Here is a 23,281-nt window from a genome sequence, read left to right on the forward strand (position 1 = left end):
GCTCGCGACCGGAGCGGGATCCGCCGCCGCCGGGCTGCCGATGCGGATGCCGGCGTCGAGCGCCTGCGTCGCTCCGGCGGCGGTCGCGGTCAGCACGACCGGGCCGTCGGGAGCGGTCAGCGCGTTCGCGACGATGCCGCTCGCGGCCAGGCACTGCGGAGTCTCGCAGCCGGCCAGCGCCTGCTGCAGCGCCGCGAAGGTGCCCGCGGTCGACTGCGCGGCTCCGCCCGAGAGCGTCGCGATCTGCTGCGTGCTCTCGCCGATCGCGACGGTGCTCGCGCTCAGCTGGTCGAGCCCGTCGGCGACGGCGGCCGCTCCGGTGCCGAGCTGCGCCGCACCGGTCGCCGAGTCGCGCGCGCCCGTGGCGAGCTGCGCGACTCCGCCCGACAGATCGGACGCGCCCGTGCCCAGCTGCGCGACGCCGCTGGAGAGGGAGGACGCGCCCGTGCCGAGCTGCGCGACTCCGCCGGACAGCGACGACGCGCCGGTCGCCAGCTCGTCGATGCCGTCGGCGAGGGAGCTGGTGCCGTCGGCGAGCGAGGACGCGCCCGTGCCGAGCTCGGTCGCTCCGTCGGCGAGGGTGCCCGCGCCCTCCGCCGCCTGCCCGATCTGCTCGTTCAGCGTGTTGAAACCGACGTAGACGTTCTCGAGGTACGAGGTGGTCAGCTGCGTGTTCAGGAGCGAGGTCGCGGTGCTCGTGACGGTCGCCGAGATGGCGTCGTCGACGAGCTTGGCCTTGTCGCTGGTGGCGATGTCGATCGTGGCCTTGGTCGCCTCGGCGGCGTCGCCCGCGTACGACGTGGCCGCGGCCGAGAAGTTGGAGGGGATGGTCACGACGGTCGCGTAGGAGCCGTCGGCCAGGCCCTCGGCCGCGTCATCCTTGTCGGTGAGCACCCAGGTGAAGTTCGAGGTGGAGTCGGAGCCGGAGACGTTGGGCGCGGGAGTCGCGGACGCGGAGGGCGAGGGAGTCGACTCCTCCGTCCCTCCGGTCACGAGCCCGGCCGCGAGCTGGCGCCCGAGCGGCACGGTCTGCCCGTTGAGCTCGACGGGAGTGTCCTCGTTCACGACCGCGGCCGTGACCTGGTCGAGGCGCTGGGTCGGGTCCCAGAGGGCCCAGACGAGCAGCCCGCCGATGGCGAGGGGGACCAGGACGATCCCGAGGAGGGTGAACCAGGACACCTTCGTGACGCCCCGGGGGCGCTCGAGGGAGAAGCGAGCCATCTGTCAGAGGACCTTTGCGATCGCGCGGTCGGGTGCCGCAGTCGAGACCGCGCGCACGTCGCGGTCGGAGGGGAGGAGGTCGTCGAGCGCGTCGGGCTCGACGGCGGAGGCGACGACGGTGAACGGGCGCTCGTGCTCGAGCGCGTGGGCCCGGGCTCCGTCGAGCTCGGCCCGCAGGTCGTCGCGCAGCCGCGGGTCGGTGACCGTGTCGACGTCGTCGAGCACGAGGAGCGCCGGGTGCGTCGAGAGCGCCGCGCGCACCTCCTCGACCGGATCGGCGGCCCCGGCCAGGCGCACGAGCCCGACCCGGCCGCGCACCGCGGAGGCGCGGATCGGCACGACGAGCCCGTCGACCTTGAGGCGTCCGGAGTCGGGCGCCAGCCGGCCCGCGAGGGTCAGCAGCAGGGCGGTGCGGCCCGAGCGGTGCGGGCCGTGCACCACGAGCGCGGCGCCGGCGGGCACCCGCACGGCGACGTCGCGGTAGAGCGGTCCGTCGGGCCCGTCGAGCGAGAGGCCCTCGGCGGTGATCGCGTCGGTCGCTCCGGGCTCCGGCCAGTCGGCGAGCGCGAGCTCCTTCGTCAGGCCCTCGCCCTCCACGTCGAAGGACGGGAGGATGCGGTCGAGCCAGCGGGGCATGTGCCACGCGCGGTCGCCGAGCAGGTGCAGGACCGCCGGGACCAGCGTCATCCGCACGATGAACGCGTCGACGAACACGCCCACCGCCAGGCCCAGCGCGATCGGCTTGATGTTGGTGTCGCCCTCGGGGACGAACGCGGCGAAGACCGAGAACATGATGATCGCGGCCGCGGTGACGACCTTCGCCGAGCCGACGAAGCCCGACTCGACCGCCGCGCGCGCCGAGCGGCCGTGCACGTAGTCCTCGCGCATCCGCGAGACGAGGAAGACCTCGTAGTCCATCGCGAGGCCGAACAGCACGCCCATCAGGATGATCGGCATGAAGCTGATGATCGGGCCCGTCTTGTCGACGTGCAGGGCGTCGGCGAACCAGCCCCACTCGAAGACCGCGGCGACCGCGCCGAACGAGGCGCCCACCGAGAGCAGGTAGCCCAGCGTCGCCTTCAACGGCACCCAGAGCGAGCGGAACACCATCGTCAGCAGGACCAGGGAGAGGCCGACGACCAGGATGCCGAACGGCAGCAGGGCGTTCGCCAGCGTGTCCGAGATGTCGATGCCGACCGCGGTCTGGCCGGTCACGGCGAGGTCGACGCCGTACTCCTCCTGGAAGTAGTCGTGCTTGTCGCGGATCTCGGCGACCAGCGCCTTGGTCTCCTCCGAGTCGGGGCCGCCCTCGGGGATCACCTGGATGATCCCGGTGTCGGCGGTCTCGTTCGGCGTGGCGAGCGGCACGGAGGCGACGCCGTCCAGGCCCTCGATCTCGGTCTTGAGATCGGCCATGAGGCCGAGCGGGTCGGTCGAGCCGATGATGGTGCCCGTGACGATGAGCGGACCGTTGTAGCCGTCGCCGAAGTTCTCGGCGAGGAGGTCGTAGGTGTCGCGGGCGGGCGTGCCCTCGGCCTGGTAGCCGGCGTCGGGCAGCGCGAGCCGCAGGCTCAGCGCGGGGATGCTCGCGACTCCGAGCACGCCGATCACGGCGATGATCGTGACGATCGGGAAGCGGGTGACGGCACGGACCCAGCCGCGGAAGAAGCCGCGCGGGACCTCGGCGTGCACGTGCGTGCCCGGCGAGGCGGGGGCGGTGTCGGGCTCGACCTCGGGGTCGGCGTGGGCGCCGGCGACCTGCTTCGCGGCGGCCGCCTTCTTCTTGGCGCGGCGCTCCTTCGGGCGCAGGCGCTCGCCGGCGAAGCCGAGCAGAGCCGGAGTGAGGGTGAGCGCGATGACCACCGCGATCGCCACTCCGCCCGCCGCGGCGATGCCCATGGTCGTCAGGAACGGGATGTTGGCGACCGAGAGGCCGACGAGGGCGATGATCACGGTCAGGCCGGCGAAGACGACCGCGGAGCCGGCGGTCGCGACCGAGCGGGCGGTCGACTCCTCCGGGTGCATGCCCTGCTTCAGCTGGTCCTGGTGGCGGCTGATGATGAAGAGGGCGTAGTCGATGCCGACGGCGAGCCCGAGCATCAGGGCGAGCAGCGGAGTCGTCGACGAGATCGACGCGAACCGGGTCGCGATGAAGATGGCCGACATCGAGAGGGCGACGCCGAGCAGAGCGGTCACCAGCGGCATGCCGGCGGCCAGGAAGGAGCCGAAGGTGAGGACGAGGACCACCAGCGCGACGATGAGGCCGATTGCCTCGGTGATCGTCACTCCGGGCAGGTTCTGCGAGAAGAGGTCGCCGCCGAGCGAGACGACGGAGCCGGCGGGCAGCGCGTCCTCGAGCGCCGTGGCCTCGGCCTTCAGTGCGTCGCGCGACTCGACCGAGGTCGTGGTGGCGGAGCCGTCCATCTGCGCGGTGATGACGAGAGCGTTCCCCTCGTCCGAGATCGTGCCCTCGACGGTGTCGGAGTAGGGATCGGTGACGGCCGCGACGCCCTCGATGTCGCCGAGTGCGGCGACGGCGTCGGCCACGGGGCCGGTGATGTCCGCGTCGTCGACGCTGCCGCCGTCGGGCGCGACCACCACGTAGCGGGCGGACGTGCCGCTGGCCTGCGGGAACGTGCGCTCGAGCTGGTCGAGCGCGGTCTGCGACTCGGTGCCCGGGATCGAGAAGCTGTTGTCGGTGCCCTGGTTCAGCAGCACGGCGCCGCCTCCCGCGAGCACGACGACGGCGAGCCAGAGGACGGCGACGAGCCGGTGGGTCTGGTAGACCCATCGCCCGAGTCGGTAGAGCAGCGACGACACGCGGTCTCCTGATGATCGAGGGGGAGGAGGACGATACGACGGTGTACCCGATACACGAATGTATCCGATACAGCAACGTATCCGATACAGTGATCCCGCTCAATGCTCTTGACGTTTCCGGGAGGGGACCCAGCTATGACGGTGGTCGACTCACCCGAGCAGTCGTCGCGACGCGGCCGCACCCGCGAGCGCCTCCTCGACGCCGCCTACGACGTCTTCGCCGAGACCGGCGTGCACACCGCGTCGGTCGAGCAGGTGTCGGAGCGGGCCGGCTTCACGCGCGGCGCGTTCTACTCGAACTTCTCGAGCAAGGAAGAGCTGTTCTTCGCGCTGATGGAGCGCGAGAACGGCCTCCGGCTCGCCGGCCTCGTCGAGCAGATGGGCCGCACGATCCCCAAGCTCGGCGGCGAGCCGCTGACCGGGGAGGCGCTCGGCGCGGTCGTCCTCGACTTCCTGCACGGTCCCTTCGACGACGATCGCCGGTGGTGCCTGGTGCAGTCCGAGTTCGAGCTGCTCGCCCTGCGCGATCCCGCGATCGCGCCGCGGTACAGCGGCTTCCGGGCGCGCTTCGACGCCTCCCTCGTCGAGATCATCGGATCCGCGCTGCAGGAGGTGGGCCGGACGTTCGCCCTCGAGCCGACCTCGGCCGTGCGGCTGGTGCTGGCGACGTACGAGGACGCGGTGAAGCAGTCGATCCTCGACGGCGACTCCGACGGCGAGGCGCTGGAGCGGCTCCGGTCCTCCCTCACAGGGGTCGTGATCGCGGTTTCGACGCCCGTCTGAGCCCCGGGTCCCCGGCGGCGCCCGCGCGCGGCGAAGATGGACCCATGGAACTGCGTCAGCTCGAACACTTCCTCGCCGTGGCGAAGGAGCAGCACTTCACCCGCGCCGCGAGCGCGCTGCAGATCTCGCAGTCGGGCCTGTCGGCCTCCATCCGCGCGCTCGAGAGCGAGCTCGGCAGCCCGCTGTTCACCCGCAGCACCAGGCGCGTGGAGCTGACGCCCGCCGGCCACGCGATGCTCGAGGAGTCGGAGCGCTCGGTCGCCAGCGCGCTCGCCGCCCGCGACGCCGTGCGCGCGGTGCAGGGCGTGCTGCGGGGCAGCCTCGCGGTGGGCACCGAGGAGTGCCTGGGCGGCGTGCACCTGCCGCGCGAACTCGCGACCTTCCGCGGAGAGCATCCCGGAGTGGCGCTGCGGCTGACGCACGACGGATCCGGCGCGCTGCTCGAGGCGGTGGCCGCCGGTCGGCTCGACCTGGCGCTGGTCGCCGACATCGGAGCGACGCCCGCGGGCGTCCGAACGCTCCCGCTCGCGAGCGAGGGCTTCGCGGTGCTCGCGCACCCCGATCATCCGCTCGCCGACCGCGTCTCCTGCCGCGTGCCCGACCTCGTCGGCGAGACGATCGTGGGGCTGCAGGACCACTGGGGAGCGAGCCACCTGGCCGCGCGGGCCTTCGCCGAGAACGGGGTGCCGTTCGAGGTCGAGCTCGAGGTGAACGACGTGCACACGCTGCTCGACCTGGTCGAGTACGGGATGGGCGTGGCGGTGGTGCCGGCGCACTTCGCCCAGAAGCGGCCGGGCGCGCTGACCGCCGTGCCGCTCGAGGATCCGCTGCTCGTCTGGCGCACGATGGTGGCGGTGCCGGAGCGGGCGACGGCCGCGGCGCGCGCCTTCGTGGCGGCACTGCCCGCGCCGTCCGCGGTGCCGGTCGAGTAGTCGCGGGAGGCGGTCCGGCGCTGGTGGATCTCGATACGCCCGCTGCGCGGGCTACTCGATCAGCAAGGGCGTCCCTGCCGGTCGAGTAGCCCCGGAGGGGCGTATCGAGACCTGCCGCCGCCGGTCGCTCAGTCGAGCGACGCGAGTTCCTCCGGGGTCAGCTCCAGGTCGGCCGCCGTGGCCGAGTCGCGGATGCTCTCGGGACGCGAGGCGCCCGGGATCGGCAGCACGACGGGGGCCTTCGCCAGCTCCCACGCCAGGCAGACCACCTGCGGCGAGACTCCGTGCGTCTCGGCGACGGTGGCGAACGCGGAGTAGCGCGAGCCCAGGTCGGCCGCCGAGGAGATGCCGCCGAGCGGGCTCCACGGCAGGAACGCGATGCCCAGCTCCGCGCAGAGCTCCAGTTCCGGCTCGCTCGAGCGGAACGACGGCGAGAACTGGTTCTGCACCGAGACGAGGCGGTCACCGAGGATCGCGTGCGCCTCGCGGATCTGCGCCGGGTCGGCGTTCGAGATGCCGGCGCGCAGGATGACTCCCTCGTCGAGCAGCTCGACGAGCGCGCCGATCGCGTCGGCGTAGGGCACCTCCGGGTCGGGCCGGTGGTACTGGTACAGGTCGATCGCCTCGACTCCGAGGCGCTGCGCGGAGGCGCGGGCCGCCTCCTTCAGGTGCTCGGGACGTCCGTCCTGCGTCCAGACGCCCGGCTCGGGGCGCAGGTGCCCGCCCTTGGTGGCGACCAGCACCCCGGAGGTGCCGCCGCCGTAGCTCCGCAGCGCCTCGGCGATCAGCAGCTCGTTGTGGCCGAGGTCTCCGTCACCGCCCTGGTGATAGGCGTCGGCGGTGTCGATCAGGGTGACGCCGGCGTCGAGCGCGGCGTGGATCGTGGCGATCGACCGCTCGCGGTCGGGTCGGCCCTCGATCGACATCGGCATGCCGCCGAGGCCGATCGCGCCGACGGAGACGTCGCCGAGTGTGCGCTGCTTCATGAGTCCTCTTCGTTCGTGGGGGAGTCGTGGGGGAGTGGGGAGACGGGGGTCACCAGGCGTAGTCCTCGGGAGCCGTGCGGTGCCCGGGGAAGATCTCGTCGAGGCGGGCCAGGTCGTCGGAGTCGAGCGAGACGTCGACGGCCGCGACCGCGCTCTCGAGCTGCTCCAGGGTGCGCGGCCCGGTGATCGGACCGGTCACCGCGGGCTGGTGCAGGAGCCACGCGAGCGCCAGCTCGCCGGGAGCGACACCGCGCTCGCGGGCGAAGGCCTCGTACTGCTCGAGCGCCGGCCGGTTCTTCTCGATCGCCTCCGCGGCGCGGCCGGCGTTGCGGCGGCTGCCCGACTCCGTCTTCTCGATCACGCCGCCGAGCAGGCCGCCCTGCAGCGGCGACCAGGGGATCACGCCGAGCCCGTAGTGCAGCGCGGCGGGCAGCACCTCGCGCTCGATGTCGCGGGTGAGCAGGTTGTAGATCGACTGCTCCGAGGCGAGACCGGTGAAGTGCCGCGACCGGGCCGCCTCCTGCGCCTGCGCGATGTGCCAGCCGGCGAAGTTGCTGGACCCGACGTAGAGGACCTTGCCCTGCTGCACGGCGACCTCCATCGCCTGCCAGATCTCGTCCCACGGCGTCGTGCGGTCGACGTGGTGGAACTGGTACAGGTCGATGTGGTCGGTCTGCAGGCGGCGCAGGCTGTCGTCGAGGGCCCGGCGGATGCTGAGCGCCGAGAGGCGGCCGCCGTTGGGCCAGGAGTCCCGTCCGCGCTCGGCGCCGGGCGCCGCGTACTGCTCCATGTCGCCGTAGACCTTGGTCGCCAGGACGGTGCGCTCGCGGCGCTCGCCGCCCTGTGCGAACCAGCGGCCCACGATCTCCTCGGTGCCGCCGCGGTTCGCCTCCCCGCCGTAGACGTTCGCGGTGTCGAAGAAGTTCACGCCCAGCTCCTGCGCGCGGTCCATGATCGCGAACGAGTCGGGCTCGCTGGTCTCGGGGCCGAAGTTCATGGTGCCGAGGACGGCGCGGGAGACGGACAGGCCGGTGCGGCCGAGATGCGTGTACTTCATGCTCCCAGCCAACGCCTCGCGGACCGCCGTGTCCAACAGGGGCTCGTCATGGGTGCCATCGACGGCGGAGGTCAATGCGCCCCGGTGCGGGGGAGCGGTGCTCCGGCCCCCGCGGGTTAGAGTCGCCGAGTGGCACGGCAGACGACGACCCAGCGCATCCTGATCGCCCTCTCCTCGACCCTCCTGGTGGCGGGACTGTCGGGCTGCACCGCGGCAGCGCCCGTCGCGAGCGCGCCGGCCGGGTCGAGCTCCGGGTCCGCCTCCGGATCCGCCTCCGCTTCCGCGTCCACTTCCGAGCCGGCTTCCGAGCCGGAGGGCCCGCGCCCCGTCCCGAGCGCCGTCCTCACGCCGGCGCCCGTGTCGGTCGTCCCGGGTGGATCGACTCCGCTCCCCTCGACGGGACCGTGCGAGATCGCCTACGTCGACGCGGCCGAGGCCGGCACGATCGGCGGCGTCGACATCGAGTTCGTGCGCGACCGCGGATCGCGGACCGGTGCCACGGGAGCCGTCACCACCGCGGGCGACGGCACCCCCGCCTCCTACCTCGTCGCCGCCGGCGACATCAGCGCGCAGATCGCCGACCGCTTCTGCGTCAGCACCGACTTCCTCGACGCGCTGAACTCGGTGCGCCGCGACGGCGTGAGCATCGACAGCCTCTTCGGCGGCGACACCCTCAACCTCAGCCCGTCGACCGTCCTGAGCGTCGGCGACCAGAACGGCGCGGTGCTCGACAACCCCGAGCCCGATCCCCTGCCCGAGCAGGCGGAGTAGCGGTCCTCGCGCTCCGGTTCAGACCGCGACGAGGCCGATCAGGGCCGCGGTGAGCACCGCGGAGGCCGCGAGCCCGGCGCTGCGGCGACGGACCCGGGCGCCCTCCTCGAGCCAGGGCAGCGACTCCCACCGCAGGGCGGCCCCCGCCGCGGCCGCCGCCGTGAGCGCGATCAGCAGGAACCAGGGCGCGAGCGTCACGGCGCCCCAGTCGGCGAAGACGCGCACGAGGGCCAGCACGGCGACGGAGTCGATCAGGTGCGAGAGCACGCGGAGCCGGTCGCGGGCGAGCAGCTTCCCGGATCGGGGCGCCGGGAGCAGGGCGAGAGCGGTGCGTCCGACGACCCAGACTCCGATGGCGAGCGCGACGAGCGTGGGAACGATCACGACTCCTCCTCCAGCACGTGGACGAGCAGGTTCCTACCGAGCTCGTCGACCGAGGCGGCGGTGTTGCCGTTCACGAAGACCGCGACGCCGCGCTCGCGGTCCATCGCGAGCATCGTGGAGTAGCCGGCGGTCCCTCCGTTGTGCCAGGTCGTCTCGCCGCCGTCCTCGCGCTCGGCGGTGAGCCACGCGAGGCCGATGCGGCCCAGATCGCCCGCCTCGTGCCGCGGCGCGAGCACCTCGGCGGCCGGCACTCCGAGCGCCGGATCGCCGGTGAGCAGCGCCTGCGCGTAGCGCGCCATGTCGGCGGCGGTCGAGCGGACGCCTCCCGCCGGCGCGTAGCCCTCCATCGCCCACGCGTCCACGGCGCGGCCGGTCGCGGAGTACCCGGTGGGAGCGTCGGGTCCGAGGCCGTCCGCCGTCATGGGGACGCGGCTGGCGGTCATGCCGAGCGGGGCGAGGATCCGCTCCTGCACGAGATCGGAGTACGCGGCGCCCTCGGCCCGGGCGAGCACCTGCCCGAGGACGGCCGGCCCGAGGTTGGAGTAGAGGACGGTGCCGTCGCCGCGCGTGGCACCGGCCGCGTGGCGCAGGACGTCGTCGGCGGAGTAGCCCGCGTAGGGATCGGTGCCGCGCAGCTGCGACAGCACCGACCGCACGAGCACGCCGGCGTCGCTCGGGAGCCTCGGCAGGCCGGAGCGGTGTGTCGCGAGCTCCTCGAGCGTCGCGGGGAGGCCGCCGACGTCGGCGTGATCGGCGGCGCGGTCCTCGAGGGAGACGGTTCCGGAGGCGGCGCTCTGCGCGAGCAGCAGCGCGGTCATGGTCTTGGTGACGGAGCCGATCTCGACCTCGGTGCTCTCGTCGGCCCCGAACCCGGCGAAGCGCACCCCGTCGGGAGTGACGACAGCGGCGACGAGCTGGTCGCGCGCGCCGTCGCCGAGGTGATCGGCGATCCAGGTCGTGAGCTCGGCGTCTCCCGTGGTCTCGGGTGAGAGGGACGGCGTCGGCGGGCGCAGGAGCACGCCGGCGGTGAGGACGGCGACGGCCGCGGAGGCGGCGACGACGAGGGTGCGGGTGCGGGTGCCGGCGGTGCGCGTGCGGGTCATCCGGGGCCTCCGGAGGCGAGCAGGATCACGAGCAGGGGGACGAGGCGCTCGGGCGGGATGCCGTAGCGGCCGCGCCCGCGGGCCTCGAGCCAGCCCGCGGCGACGAGCTGGTTGACGTGGTGGTAGATCTGCCCGGTCGTCCCCGCGCCCTCGCTCTCGGCGAGCTGCGCGACGGTCTCGACTCCGCCGGCGATCGCCTGGAGGAAGCGCAGGCGCACCGGGCTGCCGAGCGCCGCGAGGGCGGTGGGCCCGGGGCTCGCGCCCCAGTCGCGCTCGAAGAACGCGTCGGTGGTGAGCCCGTACTGCCACTCCACGGGGCCCGCGGGGGTGCCGACGGAGCCGGCGAAGACGACTCCGCCCGGTGGGGAGAGCCGCTCGCGGAGTGCGGTGAGGGCCCACAGGGGGTCGTCGTTCGGCGCGTCCCGAGGGGCGGCGACGACTCCGCTCGCTTCGATCCGGTCGAGTCGCGCGCGCAGAGCATCGAGCTCGGCGCCGAGGTCCCTGGAGGTCATGCCTCCACTATTGCAAGAATTCCGTAATGACGGAACCCGTCCTCGACGGCCGCCGCCCTCCTCCAGAAGTTGCGGTGAGTGTGAGCCCTCACCGCAACTTTCGAGGAGGCACGCCGGGCATCGGCCTCCCGGACGCGTCGACTCCTCAGAAGTCGTCGTACTCGAGGGCCACTACGACAACTTCTGCACAGTGGGCGGGCGCAGCACCCCCCTCGGGTGGACCGACTCTCCAGAAGTTGCGGTAACCGTGCGCCCTCACCGCAACTTCTGAGGAAGCGCGCCGTGCGGCAGCTTCCCCGCCCCGTCGAATCCTCAGAAGTTGCGGGAAGCGCGCGCGCTCACCGCAACTTCTGGCGAAGCGCGCCCGCTGATACGGTCTGCGCGGTCAGGACTGTCGAATCCTCCGAAGTCGTCGTACTCGAGGCCCAGTACGACGACTTCTGGACAGTGCGCGGGCGGCAGCAGCCCCCGCGCGCGCCTCCACTCGCCAGAAGCGGCGCGGAGCCTCAGCCGAAGTGCTTCGGCAGCACCGCGCCGTTCACCGCGCGCAGCTCCTCGAGCGGCAGCGAGAACAGACCCTGCACCTCGACGGCCGGAGTCGCCGCATCCGTCACGCCGATGCGCAGCACGGGGTAGCCGCGCCCCTCGCACAGCCCGCGGAACTTCACGTCGTCCTCGCGCGGCACCGACACCAGCACGCGGCCGGTCGACTCCGAGAAGAGCGCCGCGGTCGCGTCGACCCCGTCGCGCTCCATCAGCTCGTCGAGCCAGATGCGCACGCCCACGCCGAAGCGCAGGGCCGACTCGGCGACGGCGACCACGAGTCCGCCGTCGGCGAGGTCGTGCGCGGAGGCGATGAGCGACTCCCGAGCGCCCGCCGCGATCAGCTCGGCGAGGGCCTTCTCCTGGCCGAGGTCCAGCTCGGGCGGCAGCCCGCCGAGGTGGTCGTGCACGGTGCCGGCCCAGGCCGAGCCGTCGAGCTCGTCGCGGGTCGTGCCCAGGAGGTAGACGTTGTCGCCCTCGTCCTGCCAGCCCGACGGGATGCGGCGCGCGACGTCGTCGATCACGCCGAGCACGCCGACGACCGGCGTCGGGAAGATCGGCACGTCGCCGGTCTGGTTGTAAAACGAGACGTTGCCGCCCGTGACGGGGATCTCGAGCTCGAGGCACGCGTCGGCGAGGGCGGTGACCGCCTCCCGGAACTGCCACATGACCTCGGGGTTCTCGGGGCTGCCGAAGTTGAGGCAGTCCGAGACGGCGGCGGGGGAGGCGCCGGTGACGGCGACGTTGCGGTACGCCTCGGCCAGGGCGAGACGGGCGCCCTGCGCCGGGTCGAGCTGGCACCAGCGGCCGTTGGCGTCGGTCGCGACGGCGAAGCCGAGGCCCGACTCCTCGTCGACGCGGACCATGCCGCCGTCGTCGGGGTAGCTGAGGGCCGTGTTGCCGAGCACGTAGCGGTCGTACTGCGAGGTGATCCAGCTCTTGTCGGCGAGGTTCGCCGAGCCCAGCAGTGCGAGCGTCTCGGCGCGCAGCCCGTCACCGGACGTCTTCCGCGGCAGGCGCGAGGACGAGTCGGCCTGCAGCGCGTCGAGCCAGGCCGGGTACTCGAGGGGGCGCTCGTAGACCGGGCCGTCGACCGCGACGGTGCGGGGGTCGACGTTGACGATCTCCTCGCCGTGCCAGTTGATGATCAGGCGGCCGGAGTCGGTGACCTCGCCGAGCACGCTGGTCTCGACGTCCCACTTGCCGACGACCTCGAGGAAGGCGTCGAGCTTCTCGGGCGTCACGACCGCCATCATGCGCTCCTGCGACTCCGACATGAGGATCTCCTCGGCCGTGAGCGAGGGGTCGCGCAGCAGTACGGAGTCGAGCTCGATGAACATGCCGCCGTCGCCGTTGGAGGCGAGCTCGGAGGTCGCGCACGAGATGCCGGCCGCGCCGAGGTCCTGGATGCCCTCGACGAGGTCCCCGCGGAACAGCTCGAGGCAGCACTCGATGAGCACCTTCTCGGCGAACGGGTCGCCGACCTGGACGGCCGGGCGCTTGGTCGGGCCGCCGTCGGCGAAGGTGTCGGAGGCGAGGATCGACGCGCCGCCGATGCCGTCGCCGCCCGTGCGCGCCCCGAAGAGCACGACCTTGTTGCCGACACCGCGGGCGTTCGCGAGGTGCAGGTCCTCGTGGCGCAGCACTCCGACCGCGAGCGCGTTCACGAGCGGGTTGCCCTGGTAGACGGAGTCGAAGTAGGTCTCGCCGCCGATGTTCGGCAGGCCGAGGCAGTTGCCGTAGAAGGAGATGCCGGCGACCACGCCGTGCACGACGCGCGCCGTGTCGGGGTCGTCGATCGCTCCGAAGCGCAGGGCGTCCATGACCGCGACGGGCCGCGCGCCCATCGAGATGATGTCGCGGACGATGCCGCCCACTCCGGTCGCCGCGCCCTGGAACGGCTCGATGTAGCTCGGGTGGTTGTGGCTCTCGATCTTGAACGTGACGGCCCAGCCCTCGCCGACGTCGACCACTCCGGCGTTCTCGCCCATGCCGACCATGAGGTTCTTCTTCATGGCGGGCGAGACCTTCTGCCCGAACTGGCGGAGGTACATCTTCGACGACTTGTACGAGCAGTGCTCGCTCCACATCACCGAGTACATCGCCAGCTCGCCGCTGGTGGGGCGCCGGCCGAGGATCTCGCGGATGCTCGCGTACTCGTCGGGCTTGAGGCCGAGGGCCGCGTACGGCTGCTCCTTCTCGGGAGTCGCCTCCGCGTTCGCGGTGGTGTCGGGGACGGCGATGCGGCTCTGTGCCATGTGCTCGAGGCTCCTGGAGAGGGGGCGGGGGATGCGCGACGATCCTACCGGCCGCCCTCGGCCCGCCCGAGGGTTGCGCTCGGGGCCGCAGAGTCCTCGGGGCCGCATAGGATCGCCGGATGAAGTGGGCGGCTCTCCTCGTGACCGCCCTGTGGGGACTGCTGCAGTGCTTCGGCAACGTCGGCGCGGCGAACATCAGCTCGGACGAGCCCGTCTACCTCTCGGCCGGCTGGGAGTACCTGCACGGCGACGTCAGCGCGAACCTCGAGCACCCGCCGACGGCCAAGTACGTCCTCGGCCTCGCGCAGCTCCTCCTCGGCGAGGGCCTCGTCGCGGGACGCCTCGCCGCCGGAGCCGCGACGTTCCTGACCGGCGCGATCCTCTGGTTCTGGCTGAAGCGCGAGCTCGGACCCGTGCTCGCCCTGATCCCGGCGGGCCTCTTCCTCCTGTTCCCGCGCACGACCCCGACGGGCGTCAGCCGCATCGACCGCTTCGCGCTGCTCGAGCCGTTCATGATCCTGTTCGCCGTGGCCGCGATGGCCGCGGCCTGGGCGTGGGCCCGTCGCGACGCCATCCGTCCGCGCCCGTGGCTGATGCCGCTCGCCGGCGCCCTGCTCGCCCTCTCGGTCACGTCGAAGCTCACCACGCTGGTCCTCGCGCCGGTGATCCTGATCCCGCTGCTGATGGTCGGCAGCAGGAGCCTGCGCCGCGCGCTGATCGGAGCAGCCGGCTTCTCGGCCGCGTTCGTCGCGGCCGCCGTGCTCGCCTACCTGCCCGTGCATCCCGTCGAGGCGATCCGGTACCTCGTCGAGTTCCAGTCCGAGCACAACGCCGACGGGCACCTCATCGACGTGGCGGGCGGCGCCTACCTGTTCCCGCCCTGGTGGGCGAACCTCTGGTTCACGGCGGTCGGCCTCGGTCCCGCGGCGCTCGCCGTGCTGATCGCCGGCGGCGTCCTCGCGCTCCTGGCTCCGGAGCGGCGCGCACTCGTCCTCTACCTCGGCTCGGCGACGGCGCTGCTGCTCGTGTTCCACCTGCTGATCAGCTCGGTCGCGCTGCCGCACTACTACGCGGCGTGGGCCTGGCTGCTCTGCGCGATCGCCGGAGTGGGCGTCGCCGAGGCCCTGCGTGGCGGGGTCGTCCTCCCGCGCCGCGTCGCGCGCCCGATCGCCCTGCTCCTCGTGGCGGCGTCCGCGGTGATCGCGGCGGTCGGCTCCGTCGGCGTGCTGCAGGAGCGGCCGAGCGGAGTCGCGCTCGTCGCCGACGCGCTGCGCGAGCGCGGACTCGACGAGGGGCTGGTCCTGGTGCAGGGCATGTCGTCGGGCGTGTACGCGCCGTACCTCGGCGACCGCTTCACGACCGATCCGGACTCGGAGGGCGTCGTCGCGATCGCGATCCAGGAGTCGGCGCGATTCCCGGTCGTCCCCGAGGTCGAGGAGTACCTCGCGGGACGGGGAGCGGCCGACGAGGTGCTGCGGCTGGACGACGTCGAGCTCGTGATCACGCGCGGACCGCTCGACTGACTCGGACCGGCGCGACCCGCCCTCGTCGCCGCCTCAGCGCGAGACGCAGGCTCCCGGGTCGACCGCCGCACTCAGGGAGGGCGCCTGCGCCGCGACCGGCGACAGCACCGAGAGCGGGATCGCGTAGCCGACGTTGTCGACCGAGGCCGCCTTGCCGAAGACCACTCCCGAGACCGTGCCCTCGAGCGACAGCAGAGGACCGCCGGAGTTGCCCTGGTTGACGACCGCGGCGAGGGTGAGCACCTCGCGCGAGGTCGGCGCGCCGTCGACCATCAGCGAGACCGTGGAGTCGGAGGAGACCTGGGCCGATCCCAGAGTCAGCGGCCCGCCGAAGGGGTAGCCGGCGACCACCGCGGCGTCGCCCGCGGCGACCGCGTCGTCGAGCGGGAGCGGTGCGGCCGAGAGTCCGTCGACCGCGACGACCGCCAGATCGGCGGCGGCGTCGACGTAGACGACCCGGCCGGTGCGCGGAGGCTCTCCGGGAGCCTCGACCACCGGCTCCGTCACCCCCGCGACCACGTGCGCGTTGGTGATCACGCGGTCGTCCGCGACGACGAAGCCGCTGCCGGTCACGCCCACGTCGCAGGCCCAGGCCGTGCCCGAGACGCGCACGACGGAGTCGGACGCCGTCGCGACCTCGGGGTCGTCGGTCGCCACGTCCGGGATGCGGGGCGCCTGCGTCGGCCCGTCGATGGCCTCGACGATCCACGAGGTGCCCTCGTCGACCACGGTCGACTGCAGCTGCGCGAGGAACCCGCGGACCGGACTGGGAGTCAGGTCGTCGATGGTGCGGATGACGGTGGAGCCCGCGACGGAGGTGGTCACGAGCGGCACGCCCAGCAGTGAGACGGCCGAGGTGATCGCGATCCAGACGAGGGCCGAGATCGCCACTCCGGCGACTCCTCCGGCCAGCCGGTCGAGCAGGCCGAGCTTCACCCTGTCGGCTCCGCGGCTGAACGCGGCGCCGATCGACGCGCCGATCGCGTAGCCCAGGCCCAGGCACAGCACCGCGGTGCCGATGACGGCCAGCAGCCGCCACTCGCTCCCCGCGGCCCAGCTCGAGACGGCGGGCACGGCGAAGGAGGCGCCGATCGCGCCGGCGACGATGCCCGCGAGCCCTCCGGCGGTGCGGAGGAACCCGCGGCGCAGTCCGTCGACGAGCGCGCCGATCAGGCTCAGCACGACGATGACGTCGACGATCACGGATGCGCCCACACGGACCTCCTGGTTGGGGGTCCTCCAGCATGACCGACGCCGCATGCGCGGACGCCCGGAGGAGCCTGCGAGTCGCGAGGCCCGCAGATCGAAGGCTCCGCGAGCAGGTCGAGGGGATCGCGGCCGTTCCGTGGTTCTGAGGCGTCGCTGTGCCGCTCCGAGGGGTCGGAGCGCCGGCGATCCGCCGACCGGATCAGCGGTCGGAGCACGCGGTCGGATCAGCGGTCGGAGCGCCTGCGATCGCCCGACCGGATCAGAAGAACGAGATGCAGTACGGCTCGGCGACGGGCGCGAAGAAGCGGTCGACCCGCTCGCGGTCCTCGGGAGCCAGCACCACGGCTCCGGCTCGCGCGAGCGTCGAGGGGCGGGCCGAGCCCAGCAGCAGCGTTCCGAGGTCGGCGACGTCGAGTTCGAGCACCGGGGCGTCCTCGGTGCGCTCGACGCGCCCCTCCCCGCCCTCGACCGTGATGCGGTAGCCGCCGTCGACGAGTCCGAGCGCGTCGCGGACCGCGACCACCAGCTCGCCGTCGCTCGTCCAGGGCCGTGCGCCGAACGCCGCGGCCACGTCGAGCACGCGGGTCCAGATGAGGTCGCCGACGGTGGTGACCTGCACCACGCGCGCGTCGCGCAGCGCCCAGGTCAGCGGGTCGTCCAGCGGAGCCATGTCCCACGTCACGGTCGAGGCGAGGTCGACGGCGCCGAGGAAGCCCCAGAGTCCGAGGTACGCGTCCTCGGTCGCCGCGACGAGGTCGACGACGGCGAGCGTGCGGTCGTCGTCGTCCGGACCCGTGGCGCGGTAGGTGACGTAGCCGTCGAGCACGCCGTCGGAGTCGAGGTGCACCGCCGAGCGGACGGAGCGGCCGGGCTCGGTCTCGCCCGTCTCCTGGCCCACCGCGTTGCCCGCCGCGCGCGACTGCCGCGTGATCGAGCCGGGGGTGCGCGCGTGGAAGGCGGCGAAGACCTCCTCCGCGTGCGACTGCAGCCACGCGGTCGTGACGACCTCGACGCGGCCGGACGGCTCGGCCTGCAGGGCGAAGCGCGGCCCGGTGTCGACGCGGATCGAGCGCGTGAAGGCCGAGCGGCCGAAGCCGAAGCGGCGGTAGATCGACGCCTCGCTCGCGGTGAGCAGCGCGACGGCGGCTCCCGACTCGCGGGCGCGATCGAGGTCGTCGGTGATCATCGCGCGCAGGATCCCGCGGCGCCGGTGGGTGGCCCGCACGGTGACCTGCGAGACGAGGTGCGCGTCGAGGGTGCGCCCGCGGCCGACCTGCAGGGTGCCGGGGAACGCGGCGTACGTCGCGACGGGCACCGCCGCTCCGTCGAGGCCGTCGGGCGAGGAGGAGTCGTGCACCGCGGTCAGGAAGCGCTGGTCGGCGACCATGTGCTCGGCCCAGTCGCGCCACTGCGCGGGCGTGTACTCCTTCTCGTGGAACCCCGCGTTGATCGCGGCGCCCCAGGCGGCCGTGGCGGCGTCGGGGTCGCCCTCGGCGGTCAGGGCGGCGGGGAAGTGGCGGAATTCGAGACCGGGGAGGGACATCCGTCCAGCCTATTCACCCGGCCTGCGGGTCCGCTCGGCGGCCGCGCACCACCTCCGACTCGTCGGATCGCGTTCGGCTCGTCGGATCCGGCGGTTCCCGCGAGCCGAGCGTGCTCCCGCGAGCCGGAGGCGACCCGCGCCTCAGACCACGCCCCACCGCTTCTCGAGCGCCGCGTCCACCGCGACGGCCAGCTCCTCCACTCGCGCCGACCCGTCCGCCGCCCGGATCCGCGCCGCCTCCGCCGCGATCGCCGCGCGCCGCCGGGGCAGCGTCGCCGTGAACGCGCAGTCCCGCAGCGCCAGCAGCAGCTCCTCCGCCGGCGCCTCGACGCGCGACAGAACCCGCAGGCGCCGCTCGAACGGCGACTCCGGCGCGATCACCCGGAGGAACCCCTCCGGATCCTGGAACGCCGCGGGCGGATCCGGCACCCGCGCGAGCAGCGCGAGAGCCGATGCCAGCGCGTCCAGATCCCCGGCGGCGGCGAGCGCCCGCAGCCGGGTGTCGACGTCCGGACCGGGCCCCGGTCCGATCGCGACCGCGGCGAGCGCCGCCGCGTCGATCCGCCGCTCCCCGGCCTCGTCGGGCACCGTCCCGACGGCCGACCACCACGAGAGCAGCGGAGTCGCGGCGACGGCGAACGAACCCGCCCGCCGCTCCAGCGCGACGAGGAGGTCCTCCTGCGCCGCGAGCGCGACGAGCGCGTCGACGTCGATCGCGAGCACCGTGCCCGAGGTCTCGGGCAGCACGAGGTGGCGGCCGGAGGGAGGCGTCGGCTCGGCACGCGTGCGCGCCCCGGGCCCCCGCGCGCTCTGCCGGAGGATCGCGTCCTCGAGCGTCGGCTCCGCGCGTCGTCGTCCGCTTCCCAGCACCATGCCGTCACGCTACCGTCGCGGCATGTCCCGCTACCTGGCGCTGCTGCGCGGAGTGAACGTCAACGGCCGCACCGTCCGCAGCGCGGATCTGGCCGCGGTCGTCGAGAGCATCGGGGTCGCCCGGGTCCGGACCGTCCTCGCGAGCGGCAACGCCGCCTTCGACTCCGACCGCGCCCCCGCCGAGCTGAAGCCCGCGCTCGAGGCCGCCCTCGGCGAGCGCTTCGGCTACGACGCCTGGATCGTGCTGATCGAGCAGGCGGCGCTCGCCGCGGTGGCCCGCGCGTACCCGTTCGAGCGGATCGACGAGGTCGCGCATCCGTACGTCGTCTTCGGCTCGAGCGACGCCGCCCTCGACGCCGTGCTCGAGGCGGTCGGCGAGAGCCCCGTCGACCTCCTGCAGCGCGGCGCCGGAGTCCTCTACTGGCGCTGCCCGCGCGGCTCGTCGACCGACACCCCCGCCGCGAAGGTCCTGGCCCGCGCCGCCTACCGCTCCACCACGACGACCCGGAATCTGCGCACCGTCGAGAGGCTCGCCTCCGCCTGAAGAATCCCTCACATATTGGTTAGGCTATCCTTACTCTCGGTCCTCCTGACCGACACTCCAGGATCCGCCTTCCGAAAGGGAACAATGCCCCGCGTCACCCAGCCGATCGCCCTGCTCGCGACCGCTCTGCTCACCGTCGGCCTCGCCGGCTGCTCGTCGGCCGCGACCGGGTCCGAGGGCGCTGACAGCGACTTCACGCCCATCACCATCGAGCACGCCCTCGGCACGACGACCATCGAGTCGCAGCCCGAGCGCGTCGCCACGGTCAACTGGGCCAACCACGAGGTGCCGCTCGCGCTGGGCGTCGTCCCCGTGGGCATGGCCGCCGCGAACTTCGGCGACGACGACGGCGACGGACTGCTCCCGTGGGTCTCCGAGAAGCTCGAGGAGCTCGGCGGCGAGACGCCGGTCCTGTTCGACGAGACCGACGGCATCGACTTCGAGGCCGTGGCCGACACGCAGCCCGACGTGATTCTCGCCGCCTACTCCGGCCTCACGCAGGAGGACTACGACACCCTGAGCGAGATCGCTCCCGTCGTCGCCTACCCCGAGACCGCCTGGGGCACCTCCTGGCGCGACACGATCACCTTCAACAGCGAGGCCATGGGCATGGCCGCCGAGGGCGAGGAGCTCGTCGCCGAGCTCGAGGGCGAGATCGAGGAGGCCGCCGCCGCGTACCCGCAGCTGGAGGGCACCTCGGCGATGTTCCTCACGCACGTCGACCCGACCGACCTCAGCCAGGTCAGCTTCTACACGACGCACGACACCCGTCCCGCGTTCTTCGCGGACCTCGGCCTCACCACCCCCGGCAGCATCGAGACGGCCTCGGCCGCGACCGACGCGTTCTCGCTCACGCAGAGCGCCGAGCAGGCCGACGCGTTCACCGACGTCGACGTCATCGTGACCTACGGCGACGACGAGCTCGTGAACACGCTCAAGGCCGATCCGCTGCTCTCGCAGATCCCGGCCGTCGCGAACGACGCCATCGTCCGCCTCCCCTCCACCCCGCTGGGCACCGCCGCGAACCCGCCCCCGCTGTCGATCTCGTACGTCCTCGACGACTACCTGGGCCTCCTGGCCGAGGCCGCCGACAAGGCGAAGTGACCCTCACCGCCCCTCCTGCCGCCTCGGGCGTCGCCGCCGTGCGACGTCCGAGGCGTCTTCGCGCGCTCTGGCTGCTCGTCGCGGTCGCGGCGCTCGTCGGCGTCGGTGCGCTCTCGGTCATGATCGGCTCGCGCGACGTCTCGTGGAGCGACGTGGTCGCGGCGTTCGGAGGGTCGACCGACGGCTTCGAGCAGGCCGCGGTGGCCAAGCGCCTCCCGCGCACCGTGCTCGCCATGATCGCCGGGGCCGCGCTGGGCGTCGCCGGCGTGCTCATGCAGGGCGTGACCCGCAACCCGCTCGCCGACCCCGGCATCCTCGGCGTCAACACGGGCGCCTCGCTCGCCGTCGTCACCGGCATCGTCTTCTTCGGCCTGAGCACCGCCACCGGCTTCATCTGGGTCGCGATCGGAGGCGCCGCCGTCGCGGCCGTCTTCGTCTACGTCGTCGGCTCCCTCGGCCGCGGGGGAGCGACCCCGCTCAAGCTCGCGCTCGCCGGCGCCGCCACGTCGGCCGCCCTCGTCTCGGTGATCAGCGCGATCGTCCTGCCGCGCGCCGACCTGGCGGGCGGCATCCGCTCGTGGCAGATCGGCGGAGTGGGCGGCGCGACGTTCGCGAGCCTCGGCCAGGTGCTGCCGTTCCTCGCCGCGGGTCTCGCGATCTGCGTGCTGTCGGCGAAGAGCCTCAACACCCTCGCGCTGGGTGACGAGCTGGCCGCTGGCCTCGGCGAGCGCGTGGCGGTGGCGCGCGGTGCGGCCGCCCTGGGCGCCGTGATCCTCTGCGGAGCGACCACCGCGATCACCGGCCCGATCGGCTTCGTCGGCCTGGTCGTCCCGCACGCCTGCCGCCTGATCGTCGGGGTCGACCACCGCTGGCTGCTCCCCTTCTCCGCGGTCACCGGCGCGATCCTCCTCACCGGCGCCGACGTCGTGGGCCGCATCGTCGCCCGCCCGAGCGAGATCGACGTCGGCATCATCACCGCGCTGATCGGCGCCCCTGTCTTCATCGCGATCGTCCGCCGCCAGAAGGTGCGCGAGCTGTGACCGCCGTGCTCGAGCGGAGCCACTCCGCCACCGCCGCCGCCGTCGCGGCCGGCCGCCGCCGTCGCGGGGCCCGCCGCCGCACGGTCGTCGCCGTCCTCGCCGTCTCGGTCGTCGTCGCCTTCGCGCTCTCGCTCGTCTACGGCCAGACCGTCTACAGCCCCGACGAGGTGCTGCGCGTGATCCTCGGCGAGCAGGTGCCCGGCGCCTCCTTCACCGTCGGGCGCCTCCGCCTCCCTCGGGCCGTGCTCGCGGTGCTCGTCGGCCTCTGCTTCGGCCTCGGCGGCGTCAGCTTCCAGACCATGCTGCGCAATCCGCTCGCGAGCCCCGACATCATCGGCATCAGCGCGGGGGCCTCCGCGGCCGCGGCCTTCGCCATCGTCACGCTGTCGCTCGGATCCACGCAGGTCTCGGTCCTCGCGATCACCGCCGGCCTCGCCGTCGCCCTGGTCGTCTACGCGCTCGCGTACCGCAGCGGAGTCGCGGGCACCCGGCTGATCCTCATCGGCATCGGCGTCGCGGCCATGCTCGACAGCGTCACCGCCTACGTCCTGTCCCGCGCCGCCGCCTTCGACTTCCAGGAGGCGAGCCGCTGGCTCACCGGAAGCCTGAACGGCGCGCGCTGGGAGGAGGTCGTCCCGGTCCTCGTCGCCGTGGTCGTCCTGACCCCGGTGCTGCTGCTCAGTTCCCGCGACCTCGCCGGCACGCAGCTCGGCGACGACACCGCCTCGGCCCTGGGCATCCGGGTGAACCGCACGAGGCTCGTCGTGATCGTCGCGGCGGTCGGCCTCATCGCCTTCGCCACCGCGGCCGCCGGCCCGATCGCGTTCGTCGCGTTCCTCTCCGGGCCCATCGCCGCGCGCCTCGTCGGCCCGGGTGCCTCCCTCCTGGTGTCGTCGGCCCTCGTCGGCGCGGTGCTCGTGCTCGTCGCCGACCTCGTCGGGCAGTACGCGCTGGGGCTGCGCTACCCGGTCGGCGTGGTGACCGGGGTCCTCGGCGCCCCGTACCTGATCTACCTCATCGTCCGCAGCAACCGATCGGGAGGCTCCCTGTGACCGCCGAGCACACCCTCACCGTCGAGAGCCTCACCCTCGGCTACGGCGACCGCACCGTCGTCGACGGTCTCGACCTCGTCGTCCCGCCCGGCCGCATCACCGCGATCGTCGGCGCGAACGCCTGCGGCAAGTCGACGCTCCTGCGCTCGATGTCGCGCCTGCTCGCCCCGCGCGCCGGCACCGTGCTGCTCGACGGCAAGGCCGTGCACCGGATGCCCGCCAAGCAGCTCGCGCGCACGCTCGGCCTCCTCCCGCAGGCGCCGATCGCTCCGGAGGGGATCACCGTCGCCGATCTCGTCGGCCGCGGACGCCATCCGCACCAGGGCATCCTCAGCCGCTGGAACGCGCACGACGACGAGGCCGTCGCGACGGCTCTGGACGCGACCGACACCGCCGCCCTCGCCGACCGCGCCGTCGACGAGCTCTCGGGCGGGCAGCGCCAGAGGGTCTGGATCGCGATGGCCCTCGCCCAGGAGACCGACCTGCTGCTGCTGGACGAGCCGACCACGTTCCTCGACGTCAGCCATCAGGTCGAGGTGCTCGACCTCCTCGTCGACCTCAACCGCACGCGCGGCACGACCGTCGTCATGGTGCTGCACGACCTCAATCTCGCCGCCCGCTACGCCGACCACCTGGTCGCCCTGGCCGGCGGCACGGTGCACGCCTCGGGCGCCCCCGTCGACGTGCTCACCGAGGACACGGTGCGCGCCGTGTTCGGCCTCGACAGCCGCGTCATCACCGACCCGACCTCCGGCACCCCGCTGATGCTGCCGCTCGGTCGGCACCGCCTCGCCCCGCACGTCGGCGCGGACTGAGCACGCCCCGGCGTCCTCGTGAAACGGAACGAGGGCGCCCGAGCGGAGGAGGAGGCGCGCGCCGCTCTCCGGCTCGCCGGTGACCTCCGTCGCCGAGCCGTCCGCGGACTCCGTGGCGAGGAAGCGGTCGCTGCTGCGCTGCAGAATCAGCCCCTCGCGGGACTCCCGACCGGCCTCCGCACCCGGCGACGCTCGTCCCGAGTACGGG

Annotated in this window: 20 protein-coding genes; 9 read left to right on the forward strand and 11 right to left on the reverse strand. The window is 73.3% G+C overall.

Annotated features, from left to right (window positions below; translation table 11 throughout):
• Together NB037_RS08325 and NB037_RS08330 are read right to left on the reverse strand one after the other, a co-directional pair.
• On the reverse strand, positions 1-1,221 hold a 1,221-nt coding region (locus NB037_RS08325; protein ID WP_251945041.1), incomplete at its 3' end, for an ABC transporter permease.
• Between the two features lie 3 nt (positions 1,222-1,224).
• A complete protein-coding gene (locus NB037_RS08330; protein WP_251945042.1) occupies positions 1,225-4,041 on the reverse strand; it encodes an MMPL family transporter in 2,817 nt (938 codons plus the stop codon).
• 135 nt (positions 4,042-4,176) lie between these two features.
• On the opposite strand from NB037_RS08330, the gene NB037_RS08335 reads away from it, so the two are divergent.
• Positions 4,177-4,824, forward strand: coding sequence for a TetR/AcrR family transcriptional regulator (locus NB037_RS08335; RefSeq protein ID WP_251945043.1), 648 nt, complete (start codon positions 4,177-4,179; stop codon positions 4,822-4,824).
• A 44-nt stretch (positions 4,825-4,868) separates the two neighbouring features.
• On the forward strand, positions 4,869-5,756 hold the full coding sequence (locus NB037_RS08340) for a LysR family transcriptional regulator (protein ID WP_251945044.1): 888 nt from the start codon (positions 4,869-4,871) through the stop codon (positions 5,754-5,756).
• A 128-nt stretch (positions 5,757-5,884) separates the two neighbouring features.
• On the opposite strand, the gene NB037_RS08345 is transcribed toward NB037_RS08340, so the two are convergent.
• Both NB037_RS08345 and NB037_RS08350 read right to left on the reverse strand, forming a co-directional pair.
• The gene (locus NB037_RS08345; protein ID WP_251945045.1) at positions 5,885-6,742 is read right to left on the reverse strand and encodes an aldo/keto reductase; all 858 of its coding nucleotides are present in this window, start codon (positions 6,740-6,742) and stop codon (positions 5,885-5,887) included.
• Between the two features lie 49 nt (positions 6,743-6,791).
• Positions 6,792-7,799, reverse strand: coding sequence for an aldo/keto reductase (locus NB037_RS08350; RefSeq protein WP_251945046.1), 1,008 nt, complete (start codon positions 7,797-7,799; stop codon positions 6,792-6,794).
• 129 nt (positions 7,800-7,928) lie between these two features.
• Here NB037_RS08350 and NB037_RS08355 point away from each other — a divergent pair, with 129 nt between their 5' ends.
• Positions 7,929-8,570, forward strand: a complete 642-nt coding sequence (locus tag NB037_RS08355; RefSeq protein WP_251945047.1) for a hypothetical protein — start codon at positions 7,929-7,931, stop codon at positions 8,568-8,570.
• A gap of 18 nt (positions 8,571-8,588) precedes the next feature.
• On the opposite strand, the gene NB037_RS08360 is transcribed toward NB037_RS08355, so the two are convergent.
• The 4 genes from NB037_RS08360 to purL all read right to left on the reverse strand — a co-directional run bounded on the left by NB037_RS08360 (position 8,589) and on the right by purL (position 13,370).
• Positions 8,589-8,954 (reverse strand): hypothetical protein, encoded by a 366-nt coding sequence (locus NB037_RS08360; RefSeq protein WP_251945049.1) that lies wholly within the window; start codon positions 8,952-8,954, stop codon positions 8,589-8,591.
• Positions 8,951-10,057: a serine hydrolase domain-containing protein gene (locus NB037_RS08365; protein WP_251945051.1), complete on the reverse strand. Its 1,107-nt coding sequence runs from the start codon at positions 10,055-10,057 to the stop codon at positions 8,951-8,953. Before NB037_RS08365 ends, NB037_RS08360 begins: the two co-directional genes overlap by 4 nt.
• Complete coding sequence (locus tag NB037_RS08370; protein WP_251945053.1) at positions 10,054-10,569, reverse strand: winged helix-turn-helix domain-containing protein; 516 nt, start codon at positions 10,567-10,569, stop codon at positions 10,054-10,056. The genes NB037_RS08365 and NB037_RS08370 overlap by 4 nt, the downstream gene beginning before the upstream one ends.
• Before the next feature lie 506 nt (positions 10,570-11,075).
• Positions 11,076-13,370, reverse strand: coding sequence for a phosphoribosylformylglycinamidine synthase subunit PurL (gene purL, locus NB037_RS08375; protein ID WP_251945055.1), 2,295 nt, complete (start codon positions 13,368-13,370; stop codon positions 11,076-11,078).
• A 119-nt stretch (positions 13,371-13,489) separates the two neighbouring features.
• Between purL and NB037_RS08380 the strand changes: the two genes are divergently transcribed.
• Positions 13,490-14,893 carry an ArnT family glycosyltransferase gene (locus tag NB037_RS08380; protein WP_251945057.1) on the forward strand — a complete coding sequence of 468 codons (1,404 nt, stop codon included), beginning with the start codon at positions 13,490-13,492 and terminating at the stop codon, positions 14,891-14,893.
• 33 nt (positions 14,894-14,926) lie between these two features.
• Here NB037_RS08380 and NB037_RS08385 read toward each other — a convergent pair whose 3' ends face one another.
• The 3 genes from NB037_RS08385 to NB037_RS08395 form a co-directional block, all read right to left on the reverse strand.
• A complete protein-coding gene (locus NB037_RS08385; protein ID WP_251945059.1) occupies positions 14,927-16,108 on the reverse strand; it encodes a MarP family serine protease in 1,182 nt (393 codons plus the stop codon).
• Between the two features lie 253 nt (positions 16,109-16,361).
• Complete coding sequence (locus tag NB037_RS08390) at positions 16,362-17,645, reverse strand: GNAT family N-acetyltransferase (protein ID WP_251945061.1); 1,284 nt, start codon at positions 17,643-17,645, stop codon at positions 16,362-16,364.
• A 141-nt stretch (positions 17,646-17,786) separates the two neighbouring features.
• A complete protein-coding gene (locus NB037_RS08395; RefSeq protein WP_251945063.1) occupies positions 17,787-18,518 on the reverse strand; it encodes a DUF2254 family protein in 732 nt (243 codons plus the stop codon).
• A gap of 22 nt (positions 18,519-18,540) precedes the next feature.
• Here NB037_RS08395 and NB037_RS08400 point away from each other — a divergent pair, with 22 nt between their 5' ends.
• From NB037_RS08400 to NB037_RS08420, 5 genes are all read left to right on the forward strand, one after another.
• Positions 18,541-19,062, forward strand: a complete 522-nt coding sequence (locus NB037_RS08400) for a DUF1697 domain-containing protein (protein ID WP_251945065.1) — start codon at positions 18,541-18,543, stop codon at positions 19,060-19,062.
• Between the two features lie 84 nt (positions 19,063-19,146).
• Entirely contained in the window at positions 19,147-20,166 is a 1,020-nt protein-coding gene (locus NB037_RS08405) for an iron-siderophore ABC transporter substrate-binding protein (protein ID WP_251945068.1), read from the forward strand.
• Positions 20,163-21,206, forward strand: a complete 1,044-nt coding sequence (locus NB037_RS08410; protein WP_251945069.1) for a FecCD family ABC transporter permease — start codon at positions 20,163-20,165, stop codon at positions 21,204-21,206. The genes NB037_RS08405 and NB037_RS08410 overlap by 4 nt, the downstream gene beginning before the upstream one ends.
• On the forward strand, positions 21,203-22,258 hold the full coding sequence (locus NB037_RS08415) for a FecCD family ABC transporter permease (RefSeq protein WP_251945071.1): 1,056 nt from the start codon (positions 21,203-21,205) through the stop codon (positions 22,256-22,258). The genes NB037_RS08410 and NB037_RS08415 overlap by 4 nt, the downstream gene beginning before the upstream one ends.
• A complete protein-coding gene (locus NB037_RS08420; protein WP_251945073.1) occupies positions 22,255-23,073 on the forward strand; it encodes an ABC transporter ATP-binding protein in 819 nt (272 codons plus the stop codon). The genes NB037_RS08415 and NB037_RS08420 overlap by 4 nt, the downstream gene beginning before the upstream one ends.
• Positions 23,074-23,281 lie beyond the last annotated feature (208 nt).

The sequence above is a fragment of the Rathayibacter rubneri genome (genome assembly GCF_023743255.1).
Classification (GTDB): domain Bacteria; phylum Actinomycetota; class Actinomycetes; order Actinomycetales; family Microbacteriaceae; genus Rathayibacter; species Rathayibacter rubneri.

Bases quoted from the DNA above. Each gene is read 5' to 3' on its own strand.
- NB037_RS08335 (WP_251945043.1), top strand. From the start codon at position 4,177: ATGACGGTGGTCGACTCACCCGAGCAGTCGTCGCGACGCGGCCGCACC.
- NB037_RS08340 (WP_251945044.1), top strand. From the start codon at position 4,869: ATGGAACTGCGTCAGCTCGAACACTTCCTCGCCGTGGCGAAGGAGCAG.
- NB037_RS08345 (WP_251945045.1), bottom strand. From the start codon at position 6,742: ATGAAGCAGCGCACACTCGGCGACGTCTCCGTCGGCGCGATCGGCCTC.
- NB037_RS08350 (WP_251945046.1), bottom strand. From the start codon at position 7,799: ATGAAGTACACGCATCTCGGCCGCACCGGCCTGTCCGTCTCCCGCGCC.
- NB037_RS08365 (WP_251945051.1), bottom strand. From the start codon at position 10,057: ATGACCCGCACGCGCACCGCCGGCACCCGCACCCGCACCCTCGTCGTC.
- NB037_RS08370 (WP_251945053.1), bottom strand. From the start codon at position 10,569: ATGACCTCCAGGGACCTCGGCGCCGAGCTCGATGCTCTGCGCGCGCGA.
- purL (WP_251945055.1), bottom strand. From the start codon at position 13,370: ATGGCACAGAGCCGCATCGCCGTCCCCGACACCACCGCGAACGCGGAG.
- NB037_RS08380 (WP_251945057.1), top strand. From the start codon at position 13,490: ATGAAGTGGGCGGCTCTCCTCGTGACCGCCCTGTGGGGACTGCTGCAG.
- NB037_RS08390 (WP_251945061.1), bottom strand. From the start codon at position 17,645: ATGTCCCTCCCCGGTCTCGAATTCCGCCACTTCCCCGCCGCCCTGACC.
- NB037_RS08395 (WP_251945063.1), bottom strand. From the start codon at position 18,518: ATGGTGCTGGGAAGCGGACGACGACGCGCGGAGCCGACGCTCGAGGAC.
- NB037_RS08400 (WP_251945065.1), top strand. From the start codon at position 18,541: ATGTCCCGCTACCTGGCGCTGCTGCGCGGAGTGAACGTCAACGGCCGC.
- NB037_RS08405 (WP_251945068.1), top strand. From the start codon at position 19,147: ATGCCCCGCGTCACCCAGCCGATCGCCCTGCTCGCGACCGCTCTGCTC.